The organism is Brevundimonas sp., from assembly GCF_051860745.1.
In the GTDB taxonomy this organism is placed as follows: domain Bacteria; phylum Pseudomonadota; class Alphaproteobacteria; order Caulobacterales; family Caulobacteraceae; genus Brevundimonas.
This window is the reverse complement of the sequence record NZ_JBHYDN010000001.1, coordinates 121687-140998: the sequence shown is the minus strand read 5'-3', so window position 1 is coordinate 140998 and position 19312 is coordinate 121687. Positions and strand designations below refer to the sequence as shown.

The 19312-nt window shown below is 68.2% G+C and carries 17 protein-coding genes, 1 pseudogene and 1 riboswitch; of the genes and pseudogenes, 8 read left to right on the top strand and 10 right to left on the bottom strand.

What is annotated here, in order from left to right; genetic code table 11:
• The first annotated feature begins 356 nt into the window (after positions 1-356).
• Together ACTIEW_RS00645 and ACTIEW_RS00640 are read left to right on the top strand one after the other, a co-directional pair.
• Positions 357-899 (top strand): DUF1176 domain-containing protein, encoded by a 543-nt coding sequence (locus tag ACTIEW_RS00645; protein WP_439475971.1) that lies wholly within the window; start codon positions 357-359, stop codon positions 897-899.
• A complete protein-coding gene (locus tag ACTIEW_RS00640) occupies positions 896-1804 on the top strand; it encodes an NAD(P)/FAD-dependent oxidoreductase (protein ID WP_439475970.1) in 909 nt (302 codons plus the stop codon). The genes ACTIEW_RS00645 and ACTIEW_RS00640 overlap by 4 nt, the downstream gene beginning before the upstream one ends.
• A gap of 128 nt (positions 1805-1932) precedes the next feature.
• Here ACTIEW_RS00640 and ACTIEW_RS00635 read toward each other — a convergent pair whose 3' ends face one another.
• A complete protein-coding gene (locus tag ACTIEW_RS00635) occupies positions 1933-2064 on the bottom strand; it encodes a hypothetical protein (protein ID WP_439475969.1) in 132 nt (43 codons plus the stop codon).
• A gap of 28 nt (positions 2065-2092) precedes the next feature.
• On the bottom strand, positions 2093-2251 hold the full coding sequence (locus tag ACTIEW_RS00630; protein WP_439475968.1) for a hypothetical protein: 159 nt from the start codon (positions 2249-2251) through the stop codon (positions 2093-2095).
• A gap of 96 nt (positions 2252-2347) precedes the next feature.
• Between ACTIEW_RS00630 and ACTIEW_RS00625 the strand changes: the two genes are divergently transcribed.
• Positions 2348-3379, top strand: a complete 1032-nt coding sequence (locus ACTIEW_RS00625; RefSeq protein ID WP_439475967.1) for a LysR substrate-binding domain-containing protein — start codon at positions 2348-2350, stop codon at positions 3377-3379.
• Here the strand turns inward: ACTIEW_RS00625 and ACTIEW_RS00620 are convergent.
• The 7 genes and pseudogenes from ACTIEW_RS00620 to ACTIEW_RS00590 form a co-directional block, all read right to left on the bottom strand.
• Positions 3327-4964, bottom strand: a pseudogene (locus ACTIEW_RS00620) (DUF885 domain-containing protein); the annotation flags it as partial. The gene ACTIEW_RS00625 and the pseudogene ACTIEW_RS00620 sit on opposite strands and share 53 nt — an antisense overlap.
• Positions 4965-5044: 80 nt before the next feature.
• Positions 5045-6862 carry a DUF885 domain-containing protein gene (locus ACTIEW_RS00615; protein WP_439475966.1) on the bottom strand — a complete coding sequence of 606 codons (1818 nt, stop codon included), beginning with the start codon at positions 6860-6862 and terminating at the stop codon, positions 5045-5047.
• Positions 6863-6927: 65 nt separating this feature from the next.
• The gene (locus ACTIEW_RS00610) at positions 6928-8757 is read right to left on the bottom strand and encodes a DUF885 domain-containing protein (protein ID WP_439475965.1); all 1830 of its coding nucleotides are present in this window, start codon (positions 8755-8757) and stop codon (positions 6928-6930) included.
• A gap of 79 nt (positions 8758-8836) precedes the next feature.
• A complete protein-coding gene (gene cckA / locus ACTIEW_RS00605) occupies positions 8837-10891 on the bottom strand; it encodes a cell cycle histidine kinase CckA (RefSeq protein ID WP_439475964.1) in 2055 nt (684 codons plus the stop codon).
• Positions 10892-11118: 227 nt separating this feature from the next.
• Positions 11119-12210 (bottom strand): Glu/Leu/Phe/Val family dehydrogenase, encoded by a 1092-nt coding sequence (locus ACTIEW_RS00600; RefSeq protein ID WP_439476300.1) that lies wholly within the window; start codon positions 12208-12210, stop codon positions 11119-11121.
• Positions 12211-12341: 131 nt separating this feature from the next.
• Positions 12342-13325, bottom strand: coding sequence for an alpha/beta fold hydrolase (locus ACTIEW_RS00595; protein WP_439475963.1), 984 nt, complete (start codon positions 13323-13325; stop codon positions 12342-12344).
• Between the two features lie 163 nt (positions 13326-13488).
• The gene (locus ACTIEW_RS00590; RefSeq protein WP_439475962.1) at positions 13489-13803 is read right to left on the bottom strand and encodes a DUF3253 domain-containing protein; all 315 of its coding nucleotides are present in this window, start codon (positions 13801-13803) and stop codon (positions 13489-13491) included.
• 47 nt (positions 13804-13850) lie between these two features.
• On the opposite strand from ACTIEW_RS00590, the gene ACTIEW_RS00585 reads away from it, so the two are divergent.
• Positions 13851-14285, top strand: coding sequence for a PaaI family thioesterase (locus ACTIEW_RS00585; protein WP_439475961.1), 435 nt, complete (start codon positions 13851-13853; stop codon positions 14283-14285).
• Positions 14286-14307: 22 nt separating this feature from the next.
• On the opposite strand, the gene ACTIEW_RS00580 is transcribed toward ACTIEW_RS00585, so the two are convergent.
• Positions 14308-14877, bottom strand: a complete 570-nt coding sequence (locus tag ACTIEW_RS00580) for a TetR/AcrR family transcriptional regulator (RefSeq protein WP_439475960.1) — start codon at positions 14875-14877, stop codon at positions 14308-14310.
• 165 nt (positions 14878-15042) lie between these two features.
• A riboswitch (SAM riboswitch) is annotated at positions 15043-15164 on the top strand.
• A gap of 103 nt (positions 15165-15267) precedes the next feature.
• Here ACTIEW_RS00580 and metX point away from each other — a divergent pair.
• The 4 genes from metX (at position 15268) to ACTIEW_RS00560 (ending at position 19183) form a co-directional block, all read left to right on the top strand.
• Complete coding sequence (gene metX, locus ACTIEW_RS00575; protein WP_439475959.1) at positions 15268-16254, top strand: homoserine O-succinyltransferase MetX; 987 nt, start codon at positions 15268-15270, stop codon at positions 16252-16254.
• Positions 16251-17435 carry a cystathionine gamma-synthase gene (gene metB, locus ACTIEW_RS00570; RefSeq protein ID WP_439475958.1) on the top strand — a complete coding sequence of 395 codons (1185 nt, stop codon included), beginning with the start codon at positions 16251-16253 and terminating at the stop codon, positions 17433-17435. Before metX ends, metB begins: the two co-directional genes overlap by 4 nt.
• Positions 17436-17446: 11 nt before the next feature.
• Entirely contained in the window at positions 17447-18682 is a 1236-nt protein-coding gene (locus ACTIEW_RS00565) for a homoserine dehydrogenase (protein WP_439475957.1), read from the top strand.
• Positions 18683-18958: 276 nt separating this feature from the next.
• Entirely contained in the window at positions 18959-19183 is a 225-nt protein-coding gene (locus ACTIEW_RS00560; protein ID WP_439475956.1) for a hypothetical protein, read from the top strand.
• The last annotated feature ends 129 nt before the right edge of the window (positions 19184-19312 follow it).

Below are 19312 nucleotides of genomic sequence, written 5' to 3'. Positions count from 1 at the left end.
TGTGGCGGGCGGTATAGCGGGGCGCGCGGGCAGGCGCAAAGGGAGGCGGTCCGCCCGTTAACCCTGCCCCGAAAAAGTCTTCCACGGTCAAGGTGAACCGCCCGGCCCCGGGGTGGTTCTGTTGGCCGGAAGTATGTGTGAGGACGTCTCTCTTGGATAGTGAAACAAGAACGCTGGTTCAGCGCTGGATTGTCGCTTTTTGCGAAACTCCCGTTCTCATCGATGCGGACCTGATGCGGCAGGTGCTCGATAATGTCGAAGGACGACCAGACGATCCGGCGCAGTAGCGACATGCCGGGCGACCGGGGTTATTGTGGCCGGGGGCGGACCGGCAAGGCTCCGAAGGCGGGCGCGAAATGAGCCTGATCGGGATATTGGCGGCAGACCTCTTTATCTCCGCCGCCCCGGCCCTGCCGGTCTTCACGGCCCGTCCCGCCGGTCGCCCAGACCGGCGACGGAGACTCTGGCCGAACCCTGCCCGCCGCCCTCGAAGTCCCGCCCGCCGTCAAGGTGTGCCGCGAGGAGACCAGCCACAACGATGGGGTGCAGAAAGAGGTCATGTCGGCCCGGCTCAACGCCGCGACCGAGTTGTGGGCCGTTCCCTGCTTCATCGGCGCCTACAATATGGGCCACGACTGGTATCTGACGGACATCGGTGGACGAAATCCACGCCCGCTGCAGCTGCCGTCGGCGAGCGGCGAGACGGCAGCTGCACGATCAACGGTGGGTATGCGGCAGACAGCCGAACATTGTTGGCCTTCGCCAATGGTCGCGGCGTGGGTGACTGCGGCACGACCCAGACCTGGACCTGGACCGGCAATACCTTCGTCCTGTCCGCAGAGAGGGAGATGCAGGAATGCTGGGGCATGCCCGTGGCCGACCACCTGGCGCACCCGTGAGCGGTGATCCCGAAGTCCTGATCGTCGGTGCGGGTCCGGCAGGGCTGACGGCGGCGACCTATCTGGCGCGGTTCCGACGACGGATTCTGGTAGCTGACGGCGGATCGCCGCGGGCCCGCTGGATTCCGGTCAGCCATAATATGCCCGGCTTTCCCAAGGGGATCACCGGCGACGCCATCCTCGAGCGGATGACCGACCAGGCCCGGGAATACGGGGCGGTCATCGAGGCGGGGCGTGTCGAGAGTCTGATGCGCGACGGCGACGGTTTCATCGCCCGGATCAACGGCCGCGAGGTGCGGGTGCGGGCGGTCCTGCTGGCCACCGGGGTGGTCGATCAACATCCCGACATGCCTGGCGTGGAGCGGGCCATCGAACGGTCGCTGGTCCGCATCTGCCCGATCTGCGACGGCTATGAAGCGATCGACAAGGCGGTGGCCGTGATCGGCGAGGACGACAAGGGCCTGCGCGAAGCGGCCTTCCTGCGCACCTATTCCGATCGCGTCACCCTGATCCATATCGGTTCGCCCGAGGCCCTGATCGAGACCGATGACCTGGAGCGGTTGGGGATCGAGTTGATCCGCGCGCCGATCGACAACGTCCGGCTGGAAGGCGACCGCGTGACGGCCCTCAGCTGGGGAGGAGTCTTTCGTACCTTCGATCTCGTCTATTCGGCGCTGGGAACGACCCCGAACGCGGCGCTGGCCGAAGGTCTGGATGCGCGGACCGGCGACGACGGTCGACTGTTCGTTGATGCGCGGCAGCAGACCAGCATCGACGGCCTTTACGCCGCCGGCGACGTCGTGCGGGGTCTGAACCAGATCGCCGTGGCCTCGGCCGAGGCGGCGGTGGCGGCCACGGCCATCCACAACGCCCTGCGCGAGGCGGACGGCTGGACAATGGGCTGAGGCCAGACACGGTTCGACCCGAACCCCGGGAGCAGGAGACTCCGGGGTTCGGGCCACGGCCCTTGCGGGCCGACGGTCACGGGCGGGGGAAGGGTGGTCTCCTGCAGCGGACCGGTCTCTGTGCGACGTCAGCGGGTCGAGGGCGTGAGGATGCGCGACGGCGTGCGCAGCCGCTGGCGGGTCCGGCTGCGGCGCCAGTCCTTCAGGACCTCGGTCCAACCCCATGGAGTTTCCTTGTGGGTGTGGTGTGCTTCTTCCATCCTGATCTCCTCGGGCTTCGTTGACTTGTCAGGCGGACCAGCCGGCGGGCGACCGCCCACTCCAGGGCGTGACGACCAGTCCGCGCGAACGGGCTTCGGACCGGCGCTTGATGCGAGTGACCACGCCGACAAAGGCGCTGAACCAGCCCGACGATTGTTCCTTGTGGGCGCCGTGGATGTTTTCCATGACGACCTCCCGTGTTGTTGTTGCGATGACGGATATCTAGGCTTGACGGGCCGGCCCCACAAACCAGATGATCCGACCAAATCACAAGGACACCTTATGGCCGATCCCCTCTCCGGCATTCCCCTCGCCTCCATCCGGGTGTTCGAGGCCGCCGCCCGTCTGAAGAGTTTCACTCGCGCGGCCGAGGAACTGGGCATGACCCAGGCCGCCGTCAGCTGGCAGATCAAGGCGCTGGAGGGCCGGCTGGGCCAGAGCCTGTTCCGACGCCGGCCGCGCGAGGTCCAGCCGACCGAGGGCGGAGAGCGGCTTTCGCGCGCCGCAACCGAGGCCATGACCCTGTTGCGCCGGGCCATCAGCGACCTGACCGAGGCGGACGAGCACATCCTGTCGATCACCACCCTCGCCTCCCTGGCCGCCCAGTGGCTGGCGCCCCGCCTGGGCGGCTTCCAGGTCGCGAATCCGGGTCTGGCGGTGCGGCTGGACACCAATCCCAACCTGCTCGACCTCGCGCGGGAGGGGTTCGACATCGGCATCCGCTCCGGCTCCGGCGACTGGCCCGGAATGGAAAGCCAGCTGCTGATGCCCAGCGTCTTCACCCCGGTGTGCAGTCCGGCCATGGCGGAGCGGTTGAAACTGACCAAGCCGAGCGACCTTCTGGACGCGCCACGCATCGGCATGGAGAAGGGGTGGGCCGCCTGGTTCGCCGCGGCGGGCGTCAGCGGCGGAACCCAGCCCATGTCCCGACTGACCGCCGACTATCAGGCGCTGGAAGTCGCGGCCGCGCTCGGCGATCAGGGCGTGGCCCTCGCCTCGCCCGTCCTGTTCGCGCGCGAGCTTCGAAACGGACTGCTGGTGCGCCCATTCGCCCAGACGGTGTCGTTCCACACCGGCTACTATCTGGTCTGGCCAGAAGGCCGTCGCCGGTCGCCCAAGATCGCCCGTTTCCGCGACTGGCTGGCCGCACAGGCCGACGCCGATCCCACGATCGTGGACGCGCGGGCGATCAGGCCCGCATCAGGCCTTCCAACACCGCCAGCGGCACGGAGCCGTTCAGCAGCACCTGGTCGTGGAAGGCCTTCAGATCAAAGCCCGGACGAGCCTCTGCCTCCGCTCGCAGCCGAGCGATGACGGTCTGGCCCAGCTTGTAGGAACAGGCCTGGCCGATCGAAACGCAGTAGCGGTCGATCTCCTTCTCGGCCGACTCGGGCGGCTCGCCGCATTCGTCGATCATGTAGCGGATCGCCTGATCGCGGCTCCAGCGCTTGTGGTGCAGGCCGGTGTCGACCACCAGCCGGACCGCGCGGAACAGATAGGACTGCAGGTATCCGACCCGGCCCAACGGATTGCCGGCATAGACATCCAGATCGTCGGCGGCGACGCGCTCGGCGTACAGCGCCCAGCCTTCGTTGAAGGCGGAATTGCCGGCGACGCGGCGATAAATCGGCAGGCTGCCCGCCTCGCGCGCGACGGTGATCTGGAAATGGTGGCCCGGCGAGGCCTCGTGATAGGTCAGGGTCGGCAGACCCCATTTGGGCCAGTTCGCCGTGTTCGACAGATTGATGTAGTAGGCGCCCGGCCGGGTCCCATCCAGCGAGGCGGCCTGATAGTAGCCGCCCGGCGCACCCAGCTCGATCGACGGCGGCACGCGACGGATTTCGACCCGGGCGCCCGGCAGGGTGTTGAACACCCGCGGCAGCAGAGGCTCCAGCTCCGCCATCTGCTGGTTCAGGGAGCCGATCAACTCGACCTTGGCTTCGTCGGTATTGGGCCAGAGGTGCTGCGGGTCCTCACTGAGCGTCTTGATCCGTTCGCCAACCGAACCCTCGGTCATGCCCATCCCCTTCAGGATCGTATCGATCTCGGCCTGAATGGAGGCGACCTGTTGAATGCCGATGTCGTGGATGTCCTGGGCGCTGTAGTCGGTGGTGGTGAAGGCGCGCAGGGCCAGGGCATAGGTCCTGTCGCCCTGGGGCAGTTTCCAGGCTCCTGCGTCTTCGGTCGCGTTCGGGCGCTGGGCCTCGAAGACGGAGATCTGGCGGGTCAGGGCCGGCTTGATCTCGGTGTCGATCACGCTGGCGGCCTGGGCGCCCCAGTCACCCATCATATTGCGGTCGTCGGTCTTGCGGATCAGCGCCTCGACCATGGCCATGTCATAGGCCGGCGTATCGCGCAGTGTCCGCAGTTGGGTCAGGGTCTTGTCCATCAGGAAGCGGGGCAGCATGACGCCGAGCGCGGCGTCGGCCGTGATCCGTTCGCTCTCCTGGTCCAGCACGCGGGCGAAGGCGGACAGCCGCGAGATGAAGGCCTCCGCATCGGCCTCGGTCTCGAGACGGTGCTGGTTGGCCATGAAGTCCGGCACGGAGAAATAGGCCCCCGACCGTTGGGTCACGACATAAGGGCCGATGCCGCCGCCGTAGGGGATGTCCGCCGCGTGGGCCGCGCCCTCCGCCGTGAAGCGATAGACGGCCAGCGACACCTTCGCCTGATCCGACAGGCCCTCGTCCGACACCGTCTGGATCTCGGCCCAACGGGCCCGCGCACGTGTCCGGTCGGCCTCAGCGTCCGCGATCCCGGCCTGACGGAGCTGACCCGACAGGGCGGCGCGGACGCCCCGGTCGAGACCGAGGTTGGTCGCATACTCCGGCGACAGATCAACATTCTCCTCGAACCAGCGGGTCAGGATGGCGTCGAGCCGGGAGTCGGCGGGCGACATCGCAGGGGTCTGGGCGACGGCGGGCAAGGCCGCCATCAGGCCGAGGCCGGCGGAGGACAGCATCAGGCGGCGGCGGTCGATCATACTCGGGCTCCGGGTCTTATGGCCATCGCCGCGCGGACACGCCGCTCGAGAATGGTCAGCGGGATGTTGCCGCCGTCGATCACCGCGGCGTGGAAGCGTTTCAGGTCAAAGCCCGGTCGGTCCTTCAGGCTACCGCGCAGGGCGGTGATGAAGGTCTCGCCGATCTTGTAGCTGCAGGCCTGTCCGGGCGCGACGCAGTAGCGCTCGACCTCTGCCTCGTTCGGATCGCCGACGTTCTCGGCGAAATACCGGATGGCCCGCTCGCGGCTCCAGTCCTGGGCGTGCAGGCCGGTGTCGACGACCAGACGGCAGGCCCGGAACAGGAAGCTCTCCAGATAACCGATGCGGCCGAAGGGATCGCCGTCATAAACGCCGAGCTCATCGGCCAGACGCTCGGAGTACAGCCCCCAGCCTTCGCCATAGGCCGAGAAGCCGCCGACGCGCCGGTAGATCGGAAGTTCGCCCGCCTCGCGCGCCAGGGCGCCCTGGAACAGGTGGCCGGGGGCCGCCTCGTGATAGGTCAGGGTCTTTAGCGTCCAGCGCGGCCACTCCGCCGTGTCGCGCAGGTTGATGTAGTAGATGCCAGGCCGCGACCCATCCAGACTGCCGCCCTGGGCATAACCGCCCGGCGCCCCGGCCTCGATGGCCGGCGGGACGCGCCGCACCAGAAAGTCGTTGCGTGGAATGCGCGGAAAGACCTCGGGCATGCGGCCGCGGATGGTCGCCATCTCGGCGTTCACAAAGGCCAGCAGCTCCTCCCGCCCGGCGTCGGTGTTTGCGAAACGGAAGCGCGCCTCGGTGCGGAGCCCGGCCAACCGCTCGGCGACCGAACCCTGCGTGTAGCCTTCGCCCTTCAGCAGGACGTCGATCTGGCCTTGCAGATCTGCGACCTGCTCCAGACCGATCCTATGGATGTCCGCGGGCGAATAGTCGGTGGTGGTGAAGTTGCGAAGGTTGAGGGCGTAGTATGCCTCGCCGTCCGGCACCCGAAGGACACCGGCCTGATGGCTGGAGCGGAGCCGCAGGGCCTCGACCGCCGCGATCTGTCGATCAAGCGCGGCGCGAACCGCACCGTCGAACATCTGCGCCGCGCCCAGGCCGAAATTCGTCAGCCCTTTCTCGATGCTCCGGCGCACCAGCGACCGGACCATGGCCTGTTGCTCGCCGGGCTGGTCTCGCAGGGCGATCAGCTGCAGCCGGGTCTTGTCGAGCACGAAGTCGGGCGCGATCACGCCCATCTCCGCATTGGCCAGCATTCGCTCCGTGTCCTGGTCGAGCGCGGTCGGGAAGGCGTCGAGGCGGTTCAGGAAGGCGACGACATCTTCGAGGGTCTCGATCGGATGCGTGCTGTCCAGGAAGTCCGGTACGGTGGCGTAGGCGCCGCCCAACTGCGACACGCCATAGGGCGTCTGCTTCCAGCCGTCGGGCGTGTGCCAGGGGAAGCGGGCATAGTCGACGGCCAGTTCGCGCTGGAACAGGGCGACGTCGTAGCTCAGCCGTCCTTCCGGCGAGAGGGCGTCGGCATTGATCGCGCGAAGCCGGTCTAGCCGTTCGCGATTGCGCGGGACTTCCGCGTTGGAGGCCGCGACGGAGCGGTCGTTCAACTGGCCCCTCTGCGCCGCCCGCGCGCCGACGTCGAGCCCGAGAGACGTGGCGCTCTCCGGACCACGATCCAGTCCGTCCTCGAACTGGGCCAGCAGCAGGGCATGCAGCCGGGCGTCCTCGCTTTCCGTGGTCGTCTGCGCGACGGCGGGCAGGGCCGCCATCAGGCCGAGGCCGGCGGAAGACAGCATCAGGCGACGGCGGTCGAGCATGGAGAATCCTCTGCCTGCGATCTTCCGGCCTCGTGCGGACAAGGCCGGAATCTCCGCGTTTCGTCTCAGGTGCGCTGGGCCGCGATCCAGTCGGTCATGATCTTGTCCAGCACGGTCAGGGGCACGCCGCCCGCGTTCATGCCCGCATCGTGGAAAGCGCGGATGTCGAACCGGTCGCCCAGGGCGGCCTGGGCGCGAGCACGCAACTCGACCCATTTGTTGTGGCCGACCTTGTAGCTGGAGGCCTGGCCCGGCCAGACGCAGTAGCGTTCGACCTCGGTGGTGACGGCGGTTTCGGAGTCGCCCAGGGTCTCGACCATGTAGCGGATGGTCTGCTCGCGGCTCCAGCGCTTGTGGTGCAGCCCGGAGTCGGCGACCAGCCGGGTGGCGCGGAACAGCAGCGACTGCAGATAGCCGATCTGGCCGATCGGATTGTCGGCATAGACCCCCATTTCGTCGGCCAGCTGCTCGGAATACAGCGCCCAGCCCTCGGAATAGGCCGAGAAGCCCAGCACCTTCATCAGCAGCGGCCGATCGGCCTGTTCCTGCTGCAGGGCGATCTGGTGGTGATGGCCCGGCGACGCCTCGTGATAGGTCAGGGTCGGCAGCTGCATGCGCGGCCATTCCGACGTGTCGCGCAGGTTGATGTAGTAGGCGCCCGGACGCGAACCATCGAGCGCCGGCGAGTTGTAGTAACCGCCGGGCGCGCCCGCCTCGATGAAGGTCGGCACGCGGCGGATTTCGACCGGAGCGGCCGGGATGCGGCCAAAATACTCCGGTAGCCGGGTGGCCATGTCGGCCATTTGGGCGTTGAGGTCAGCCAGCAGCTGCTCCTTGCCCGCGTCGGTGTTCGGATAAAGCTGGCTGGGGTCCTTGCCGAGGGCGGAGATGCGCTCACCGACCGTGCCCTGGCTCAGGCCCTGGGCCTTGAGCAGCACATCGGCGCGGGCCGAGAGTTCGGCCACCTGCTCCAGGCCGAGGGCGTGGATCTCGGCGCCCGACAGGGTTGAGGTGGTGTAGCTGCGGATGCCCCAGTCGTAATAGGCCTCGCCGTCCGGCAGTCGCCAGACGCCGGCGTCATGGGTGGCCTCGGCGCGGCGGGCGCGCATGGCCTCGGCCTGACGGCGCAGGGCCGGATAGACCTCGGCCTCGACGATCCGTTGGGCGCGGGCGCCCCAGTCGCCGGCGATGTTCTTCTCGCCTGTTCGCCGCACGACGGAGGTGGTCAGGACCAACTGGTCCGCCGGGGTGTCATAGAGATTGGCGAGCTGGAGCAGGGTCTTGTCGATGACGAAGTCCGGCGGCACGGCGCCGGCCGCGAAATCGGTCTGCATCCGCGCGGTTTCCTGATCCAGCGCGGTGGAGAAGGCGGCGACGCGCGACAGATAGGCCTCGGCGTCCTCGGCGGTCTCGATCGCATGCTGGGTGTCGAGGAAGTCCGGCAGGCCCTGATAGGAGCCGGTCAGCTGGGAGATGGTGTAGGGCGCCGGGGCGCCGCCTCCTCCATAAGGGAAGCGTTCGCCCATAATCTGGGTCTCACCGAAGAAGCTCAGGGCGTCGTAGTAGACGCCTTCAGTCGGGGGCAGCGACGCCCGGTCGATGGCCCTCAACTGATTCATCTGGCCGTGGAACACGACCCGATCAGCGTTGATCTTGGCCTGCGACCGGTCGTCGAGGCGCGACTTCATCGCCGCCATCGGTCCCTTGTCCATGCCGAGCGAAGTCAGGGTCTCGGGCGATTCCAGCAGGAAACTCTGGACGATCGCGTTCATCAGGGCGGTCAGGGCCGCTGAGGCGGAGGCCGCCGCTGCGGGCGTTTGGGCCAGGGCCTGACCGCAGGCGGCGAGGCCCGCTCCGGCGGCGGCGGTGAACATCAGGCGGCGGCGATCGATCATGGCGGCTAACTCCTTGGCGCGAGGGCGCCACAGGATGGCGCCCGATCGGGATTGGCAAGTTACGGTTCTGTCAGCCCCGTCAGCCGGCGTGGAGCTCCTGCTTCACGCGTTCGGCAAGGGTCTTGATGTCCAGCGGCTTGGGCAGGAAGGAGACGCCGACCTCGTCCTGCAGCAGGTCCGAAAAGTCACTTTCGGCATAGCCCGAAATGAACAGGACCGGGGCGTCGCCGAGGTACTGGCGGGCCTTCTTGAGCAGGGCCGGGCCGTCGAGACCGGGCATGATGACGTCCGAGATCATCATATCGATGGTGCCGGCGTGTTGTTCAGCCAGTTCCAGCGCCTGCTCGCCGTCCTCGGCCTCGATCACCTCATAGCCGCGCTGGCGCAACAGGCGGGCGGCGATGCCGCGCACGGCGGCCTCGTCCTCGACGAACAGGATACGGCCCGCGCCCGACAGATCGCGCGGCGCCTTGGCGACCTTCTCGACCACCGGCGTCTCGGCCAGCTCAGCCTCGGCCGCCTCGGGCAGGAAGAGGCGGAAGACGGCGCCGCCGGCGGGGGCGTTCGATACATTGATATGGCCGCCCGCCTGTTCGACGATGCCGTAGACCGTGGCCAGTCCCATGCCTGTGCCCTCGTTCACCGCCTTGGTGGTGAAGAAAGGCTCAAAGATCTTGTCGAGGAGTTCCGGCGGGACGCCGGGGCCGGAATCGCTGACCTCGATCAGGGCGACGGCGGCTGTGGAGGCCGCGCTCCAGCCCAGAAGCCGGGCTTCGTCGGCGGTCAGGCGGGCGGTGCGGATGGTGACCACGCCGGCCCCCGGTTCGACCACCCCGCGCATGGCGTCGCGGGCGTTGACGGCCAGGTTCATCACCGCCGTCTCCAGCTGGCTCTTGTCGGCCAGCACCACCGGCAGGTCGCGGCCGTAGTCGGTCTCGAGCCGCACGTCCTCGCGCAGCAGGCGGCGCAACAGGACGGCGAACTCCCCGACCAGCTCGCCGAGGTCCAGCCGCTCGCGCCGCACCGTCGACTTGCGCGAGAAAGCCAGCAGCTTGCGCACCAGATCGGCCGCGCGGATGGCGGTCTGGCGGATTTCGTTGAGCCCCTCATAGGACGGATCGCCGACCGGGTGGCGCTCCAGCAACCCTGAAAGCTGCAGCTGGATGGCGGTCAGCAGATTGTTGAAATCATGGGCCACGCCGCCGGCCAGCTGGCCCACGGCCTGCATCTTCTGGGCCTGCGAGAGTTGCAGCTCCATCGACTTCTGGGCCGAGACGTCGAACAGCCAGATGCGGCGGCGATCGCCTTCGGGGGCGACATAGAGGTGCAACATCCGGTCGGGGAAGGCGCGGGCGACCAGTTCGATCGGGCCGGACGAGCCGCTGTCCAGCTTCAACCGCGCCTCGGCCACGCCGGCCGGATCGAACAGATGGCCGAAGGCCGCGTCGCGGGCCGCGGCGGGTCCGGTCAACACAGACAGGGCGGCGTTGGGTTCCTCCACCTTGCCGGAGAAAAGGTCGTCGGCGGCGATCACCGCCGAGCCGAACGGCGCGCCGGCGGCCATGGCGCGGCTCTCGACGGCGTTGGAGCTCGCGGCATGGCGCGGCGACACGGCAGCGCCGACCGGGAGCACGGCCTCAGGCGCGGCGCGAACGAGGAACCGGCCCTCCCCGGCCTGACCGATCAGGACTTCCTGCTCGCGCTCGCCGATGACGACGATGGCGCGGCCCTGTTCTCCGACGCGGGCCTGGGCGAAGGCCATGTAGAGGGCCGAGGCGGACTTTCCCTTGGGCAGTGCGACGGTGGCGCCATTGGCCTCGGCCCAGGCGCCGTTGAAAGCCAGCACCTGGCCGGTCGACCAGACCAGGGCCGCGGGTTCGGCCATGGCGTCCAGCAGGTCGACGGTAGCGTCGCCGAGGGGCTTTCGGGTCTCGCCGCGGGCGAAGGCGAACAGGCCGATCAGGGCCACGGCGCCGACGGTGAAGATCAGCACCAGTCCCGGCGCACTGGTCGGATCGGCGCGGAACGCCGGATAGGCCAGGGCCGCGACCGCGACCACGAAGCCGACCACCATCACGATCAGCATCGGGTCGAACGGACGGCTCTTGGTCGAGGTCACGGCGGTTACGGTCATGGCGCCTCAGCCCGAATCAGAACGGGAAGCATCCCGCATAGTGTTCCGTATGCGCCTGACGCGCGAATCCGGTGATCCGGACTCGAAAAACACCGTCCGAAGCGTTCGCTCCGTCCGCTCCGTCCGCTCCGTTCACTCCGTCCGTAGCGTGCGCTGCACCGACCATCCCGCAGGATAGCGGACAGATACGTCAGGATTGGACGTCGGCTCGCAGCGGGGGACCTGCCCTATGCCGCCTTGCGCTGCTCGGCTTTCGCGTCGCGGGCCGCATTGATACGGGTCTCGGCGATGGCGTCAGCGATCTCGTGCGTCGGCCGGTTTTCGGCTTCCGAACGCTCCAGCACCTCTTCCAGCGTGTCCATCAGGCGCGACAGCTTGGTCTCGACCCAGGCCGCGTCATAGGCCCCGCCGGTCTGGCGAGCCTTCAGTTCCGAGGCGACGTTGATGATGCCGCCTCCGTTGACGACATAGTCGGGGGCGTAGAGCACGCCGCGCTCGAACAGGATCTGACCGATGTCCGGGGTGGCCAGCTGATTGTTGGCGGCGCCGACCACGGCCTTGACCGTCAGCCGGTCCAGCGTCTGCGGGTTCAGCGTCGCGCCCAGGGCGCACGGGGCGTAGATGTCGGCCTTGACGTCATAGATGGCGTCAGGAGCCACGATCTCGGCATTGGTGCGGGCGGCGACCTCGGCCAGCAGGGCGGTGTTGACGTCCGTCATGATCAGTTTGGCGCCGGCGGCGTACAGCTTGTCGGCCAGATAGCCCCCGACGTGGCCGATGCCCTGCACCGAGACGGTCAGGCCTGTCAGGTCGTCCTGTTTCCACAGGCGCCTGGCGGCCAGCAGCGTCGAGCGGAACACGCCCTCGGCGGTGACCGGACTGGGGTCGCCCGAGGCCTCGCGGCCGTCGTTCAGGCCCAGCACCCAGGGGGTGACCTTGCGGGCCTCGGCGATGTCGGCGACCGACACGCCGACGTCTTCCGCCGCATAGTAGATGCCGCCGAGAGTATCGACCGCGCGGCCGAAGGCGCGGAAGAGTTCGGGGGTTTTCTGGGTGCGGCTGTCACCGATGATGACCGACTTTCCGCCGCCCATCTCCAGATCCGCGACAGCGTTCTTGTAGCTCATGCCGCGCGACAGGCGCAGGACGTCTTCAAGGGCTTCGGCGCTGGAGGCGTAGTTCCACATCCGGGTGCCGCCGACGGCGGGGCCGCGCGCGGTTGAGTGAACAGCGATAATAGCGCGGAGGCCGGTCTTTTCATCAAAGACCGCGTGCACGCCTTCGTGGTTCGCGAAGGACGGGGAATCAAACAGCGTCATGCTCACTTGGGCGTCTCCCGGGGTATTTTTTATTTGGGCGGCTGATACGCCGGGACGCTTAACAGGGCAAGCATGGCGGTTTCGCGACCGGAGGGGATGGAGAGCGAACGTGGTTATGCTCGATCCAGATCTCAGTGGCCCTGGTCCCTGAGCGCCGGCAGCACCGCCCCCGCTCCCGACGGCAGGGGCGCGGCGGCGTCGCGCAGCCAGGCTTCAACGTCGCGGTACATGGTCGTCGCCTGGAGATCGCGGTTCAGAATGTGCCAGCCGTCGGCATAGAAGCCGGTGCGAAAGCCCGGTCGGTCCCCCGCCCGCTCCAGCGCGCGGCGCATCGGGTCCGGCCGGATGACATTGTCATTTGCCCCGTACAGCAGCAGCGTCGGGGCTCGAATGTCGCCGAGGCGCAGTGACGCCGTCTCCATCAGGTCGACCAGACCGTACAGGGCGTCGAACCGGGTCGAGATGAGGCTGTTCGGGTCGCGATAGTTGCGGAACAGCTCCATGCGGTTGTCCGAAGCCGGAAGCGCCCGGACCGCCCATTCGGGCGCATCGACGGCGCGGTCTCCCATGGCCCGGGCGGCGATCCACAGTCCGGCCGAATTGACCGGTCCCTGCGCCGACCAACCCCAGACGGCCGGAGCCAGAAGGATGACGCGGTCGGCGTCCGGCGGCCGGTTCGAGCTGAAGGCGGCGATCGTCACCGCCCCGCCCATGCTCTCGCCCGCAACGGCGATGACGGCGCGCGGATGACGGGCGCGGGCGAGGGCGACGGCGGTGCGCAGATCCTCGGTCATTCGCGCCTGCCCGGCCCAGACGCCGCGGCCCGGGGCCTCGCCGAAGCCGCGTTGGTCGACGGCCCAGGTCTCTATACCCCGCTCGGCCCACCAGGGGCCGGCCAACCGGAAGGAGGCGCGGGAATCGTTCATGCCGTGCAGGGCGACGATGACCGCCCAGGGCTCGCCCGTCTCCGGCGCCCAGCGCGCCAGCGGCAGGCGTGCGCCGTCGTCCATCAGCAAGGTTCGCCCTTCGAGGGCCGGTCCGGCGAACCCCGGCGGCGGCGTCTGCGACGGCTGGATGGCGGGCGTGGCGCAGGCCGCCAGCCCAAGGGCTAGCACGCACGCAATCCAAACGTTCCGCTCATCCCGGCGAAAGCCGGGACCCAGTCTTTTGAGTGAAAGGTCATGTCGATCACGCTTGAACGCCAGTCCTGAAACGTCGGCGTCAAGCTGGACAGGACTGGGTCCCGGCTTTCGCCGGGATGAGCGGATTGAGAAAAACCTAGTCCTCATCGCTTTCAATGGCCGGCGGCAAGGCCGCCAGGGCCGCGGCGGTCTCGGCCTCGGTCGGCAAACGCAGGCGAATGACGCCCTTGAAGGCGTTCGGATCGATCGCCTTGCCCTTCTTGGTGATGGTCAGCTTGCCCTGACGCATCAGGGCAAGGGCGCAGTGCCGCACCTTGGGCAACATCCGCTGCCACTGCTCCGGCTGCAACTCCTTGGCCACATCGGCCGGTTCGATGCTCTTGCCGCCGACGCCCTTGGGGTCGGCCTTCGCCAGTTTTTCAAAGATGGCGGATTCGATGGGGTCGCTCATTGCGCCTATATGCTGCATTGCGAGAGCAATAAGAAGGCAAGGGTCGCATGGTCGAGAAAGTCACCGTCACCGAAGGCGAGTTCGCCGGCTGGCAGATGTACGATCTGCACGGCACCTTTGATCAGGTGGTGGGCCCCTTCTACTTCCGGCCCGACCCGGACGGAGGTATGCGTTGCGCCTTCCGCGCCGAGCCCAAACATATGAACGCGGGCCACCGAATGCACGGCGGCTGTCTGATGACCTTCGCCGACATCGCCCTGTTCCAGACCGCCTATCAGGAGATGGAGGGGGCTTCGGGGGTGACCGTGTCGCTGGATTCCACCTTCATCGACGGCGCCTATGTCGGCGAACTGGTCGAGGCGACCGGCGAAGTGGTCCGGGCCGGCAAGAGCCTGATCTTCGTCCGGGGCCAGATCCATGCCGGCGAGCGGGTGCTGATGACTTACTCGGGCGTGATCCGGAAATTCCGGCCGCGGGGCTGACTCGCCGCGATCGAAACCGGTGTCAGCCGTCGATAATGCTCTGAAGGATCGATGCCATCCGGTCGCGCATCTGGTCGCATTCGGCCGGGGTCAGGCCGTAGCCGCCGGTGATCTCGCGGCTGACAGTCATGCCCATGATGAAGCCTGAGGCCAACCGGGCGCGGACGGCGGCGTCGGGGCCGCCGACCCATTCTGCGAAGGGGCCGAAAAACCGCTCATTCCCTGCGCGTTGCACCAGTTCCACCGCCTTGGCCGAGCCGATCGACCGCAACAGGATCAACAGGCCGCGCAGCTTGCTCTCGCTCTTGGCTTCGAAAATCGCCTCGTGCGCAATGCGCTGTCCGAAATCCTGACGCTCGCCGGTCATCAGGTCAGCGCCGTTCTCACAGCTGTCGAGCACCGAGACGAACAGCTCTTCCTTGGAGCCAAAATAACGGGACACCAGGGCAGCGTCGACACCGACGTCCCCGGCGACGTCGCGCATGCCGACGTCGTCATAGCTCTCGCGCGCGAAGCGTTCGCGGGCGGCGGTCAGGATGGCGGCTCGGGTCGCTTCGGCATTCCGGGGCCGGGGCGCGACGTGGCAAAACAATTCGTAATCTCCGCAATAGCCCCCGCGCGATTTATGACTTTGTCATCATCCGCCGACAAGGGCGAACCGCTTCACCCCTGATTGGCGACCGATCGCGTCCAGCGGGCGTTTTCGCACTGCAACAAGGGGGATTGACGTCACGGAAAGTGTCCACCACCGTAAGAGCACTCATCAAGACCGGCGGAGGGATAGGCCCTTTGATGCCGGGGCAACCTTCCGGGACTTCCCAGTCCCGGAGATGGTGCCAACTCCTGCGAGGCCTCCCCGGAAGCCGCGAGAGATGAGTGAAGCGACGGTCCCTTCACGTCCGGGGACCGGCTGACTTCACGGGTCTGTCACGCACGAATTGGTTCGCCCCATCGGTTTCGCTGAGCGAGAGCGGAGCGGATCGTGGCGTCCACGAACTGGAACATTGAAGAAGCGCCGGAACGCGATGTCCGGGTCGCCCTTCCCAACGATTTCCGGCTGGCGTCGGGCCAGAGGCTTGCGGCGTCCGAGGTCGTCGGCCGATTGCACGGCCCCGGGCACGGCCCGCTGGTGGTCGTCGCCGGCGGAATCTCGAGCGGGCGGTTCGTCGCGCGTTGGTGGTCCTGGGCTGTGACGGCCGGCGGCCCGATCGACCTGAACCGCGTCCGGGTCCTGGCCTTCGACCTCACACCGGGCGTGGGCGAACCCGCGGTCACCGTCACCACCACCGATCAGGCCCGCCTGCTGGCCGTGCTTCTCGACGGGATCTGCGAGTCCCGGATCGACGCCTTCATCGGCGCCTCCTACGGCGGCTGCATCGGTCTGGCGTTCGCGGCCGCCTTCCCCGACCGGATCGGCGAACTGGCCGTCATTTCGGCCGCTCACCGCGCTCACCCGGCGGCGACCGCCGCGCGCGGTGTGCAGCGCCGGCTGCTGGCCTTCGCCCGCGCCTGCGGCCGCGAAGCCGAAGGCGTCGCCCTGGCCCGTGAACTGGCCATGACCGCCTATCGCACCCCCGAAGAGTTCGGGCTGCGCTTCGCCTCGACGCCGCCCGCCGAGGCCGGCGGCGCCTATCCCGTCTGCGACTATCTGATCGCCCGCGGCGTCGCCTATGAAGGCGTGACCGACGCCGCGCGCTGGATCGCCCTGTCGGATTCGCTGGACCGGCACGCCGTCGCGCCCGAGGCGATCCGCTGCCCCCTGACCGTCATCGGCTTCACCTCGGACCGGCTGGTTCCGATCGAGGACAGCCGCGACCTGGCCGCCCGCGCGCCGAACCTGCGCCGTCTGATCGAGGCTCCCTCGATCTTCGGCCACGACGCCTTCCTGAAGGAACGTGAGCGGGTCAGCCACGCCCTGCACGACGTCCTCAACTCCCTTTCCCTTCCTTCCCGCGAGATCGCCGCATGACCTGTCCGTCCGACCCCCACCCCTGTACGACCGCCGCGCGTTACGGCGTGAACAGCGACCCGGCGCACGGCGCGGTGATGCCGCCGCTCTATCTGTCCTCGAACTACAGTTTCGACGGCCTCGATGGAAAGCGGCGCTACGACTACACGCGGTCAGGCAATCCGACCCGCGACGTGCTGGGCGAGACGCTGGCGAAACTCGAAGGCGGCTGCGGCGCGGTCGTGACGGCGACCGGCATGGCGGCGGTCGATCTGGCCCTGTTTTCACTCGAGCCCGGCGACCTGCTGATCGCCCCGCACGACCTGTACGGCGGCACCCACCGCCTGCTGTGCGCCCGGGCGAAGCGCGGTCATTTCGACGTTCAATTCGTCGATCAGAACGACGGGGTCGCCCTCGACGCCGCCTTCGCTCTCAAGCCCAAACTTATCCTGATCGAAACGCCGTCCAATCCGCTGATGCGGGTGGTGGACGTCGCCGACATCTGCGCCCGGGCCCACGCCGTCGGCTGCAAGGCCGCAGTGGACAACACCTTCCTGTCGCCGGCGCTGCAACAGCCGATCGCGCTGGGCGCCGATCTGGTGATCCATTCGACCACCAAATACATCAATGGCCATTCCGACGTGGTCGGCGGCAGCGTCGTGGCGAAGGAACCGGCTGATCTGGAACAGCTGACCTGGTGGGCCAACTGTCTCGGCGTCACCGGTTCGCCATTTGATGCGTATCTGACCCTGCGCGGCGTGCGCACCCTGTTCGCCCGCATCGAGCGGCAACAGGCGACGGCGCATCGCGTGGCCGAATGGCTGGCCGCCCAGCCGGCCGTGCGCGCGGTCCACTATCCGGGCCTGAAGACCCACCCCGGCCACGCCGTGGCGGCGCGCCAGCAGGCCGGCTTCGGCGCCATGCTCAGCTTCGAACTGCACAACATCGCGGCCGTGCGCGCCTTCGTCGACCAGCTCGAGGTCTTCACCCTGGCCGAGTCGCTGGGCGGGGTCGAAAGCCTGATCGCCCATCCGGCCCTGATGACCCATGCCGCCATGACGCCCGAGGCGCGCCGAACGGCCGGCATCACCGACGGCCTGCTGCGCCTGTCCATCGGTCTGGAGCATGCAGACGATCTGCTCGCCGATCTGTCGGCGGCGCTCCGTTCCGTGCCGCTCCCGCTTGCCGCCGAAGCCGCGTGAGGGACACAGCCATGCCCTCCCTGCCCCTTCCCCTGCCCGGCCTCACATCCGTCGGCCACGCGTCCAGTCCGTATACGGACGAACCCGTCGCCCTGCTTCAGCTGGACGGCTCCGACTCCGTCGAGGCGGCGTCCGCCGTCTATCGCGAAGTCCGGCGCGGCCGCCGGGTCGTCGCCGTCGCCTGTGGCGACCCGGATGCTGCTGGCCGCCTTGCCCGGGCCCTGGACGCCATCGGCGTCGTTGCGACCTTGCCCACGCCGGGCGAGGCCGTACTGGGCGCCGGGGTCACCGTCGTGGCCGGTCCCGAGGCTCTTCCCGGTCGGCCGCGGTCCAGCCCGGCGCGGGTGCTGCGCGTGGCCCTGGCCGGGTGCGGCGTGGTCGGCGGCGGCGTCCTGCCGCGCCTGCTCGCCGATGCCCGGTTCGAGGTCGTCGGCGTTCTGGTGCGCGACCCGGCCAAGGCCCGCGACACCGCCATCCCCGCCGGTCTGGCCGTATCGGACCCGGCGGCCCTGCTGGCGCGCGAACCGGACATTCTCGTTGAGGCGATCTCCGACGCCTCCACCGGTCTGGCCCTGATCCGGGCGGCGTTGACGCGCGGCGTGGATGTGGTCAGCGCCAACAAGCAGGCGGTCGGCGCCGACCTGCCCGCCCTGATCGATCTGGCCGCGGCGGGCGGTGCGCGCCTGCTCTACTCCGCCAGCGTCGGCGGCGGCGCGCCGGTGATCGAAACCGTACGAAGAGCGAGGACCCACGGGGCGGTGGTGCGGATCGAGGCGGTGCTCAACGGCACCTGCAATTTCGTCCTCAACCGCCTCGCCGAGGGCCGGCCGTTCGAGGAGGCGCTGATCGCCGCGCGTGACGCCGGCTTCGCCGAGGCGGACCCGTCCGACGACCTGACCGGTCTGGACGCGGCCGCCAAACTGGCCATCCTGGGGCATGAGGCGCTGCGGGGACGGCTGACGGTGGACAGCGTCGCCCGTCAGACCCTGGGCCGGGACGGTGTTCTTCCGGCAGGTCGGGTGCGTCAGCTGGCCCGGCTCGACGTCCGCACCGGCGAGGTCGGTATCGCCCTCCGCGCCGTCGACGGCGACCCGTTGTTCGCCGACCTTGGGGACGAATGGAACGCCCTGCGGGTCACGACCGGAGACGGGCGGGTCTTCACCGCGCGCGGACGGGGCGCGGGGCGGACGCCAACCGCCGAAAGCATCTGGGCTGACCTGACGGACCTTGTCGAGCCCCGCGTCTGATCCAAGGCAAACGCCGCCGGTTCCTGAGAACCGGCGGCGCTGGAGTCGCCGGCGCCGCGGCGATCCGCTAATCCCGAAATGACCTTCGGTTGTTGAAATCGCCCCCAAACCACGCTTGGCCGGTCCGCTGCGCCCTGTTTCGATTGCGGCGGCGCAGCAACAGGCTGCGCCGAACTGATGCTTCCTGGATGAACAAGCGTGGCCTTTCATAAATCTGTATGCAACTCAGGCTATGTAACCGCGTTAAGTGCGAACCAATCACCCGGAGACTGACTGATGAAGAAGACCATTGCAGCCATCACAGCCGGCCTCCTGCTCGTCGCAGGTCAGGCCGTCGCCCAGAACAACAGCGCGACGACCCGCGTCGGCGACCGCGTCGGCGCTGAGGCTGGCGACTCGAGCGAGTTCGCCGGCGTGCCGATCTTTGTGCTGCTGATCGGGGCGGCCGTCCTGATCACCACCATCGTCGTCGCCACTGACGACGACAGCGAAAGCGACTAAGCTTCCCAACCTTTTCGCGACAAGAATCGCCCCCGTCGCGCAAGCGGCGGGGGCTTTGCTTTGCGCGGATCCGGGGCGGACTCAGATCGATCGATTCAACGCGCCCCGGCGCCCACGCGGATGAGCGAG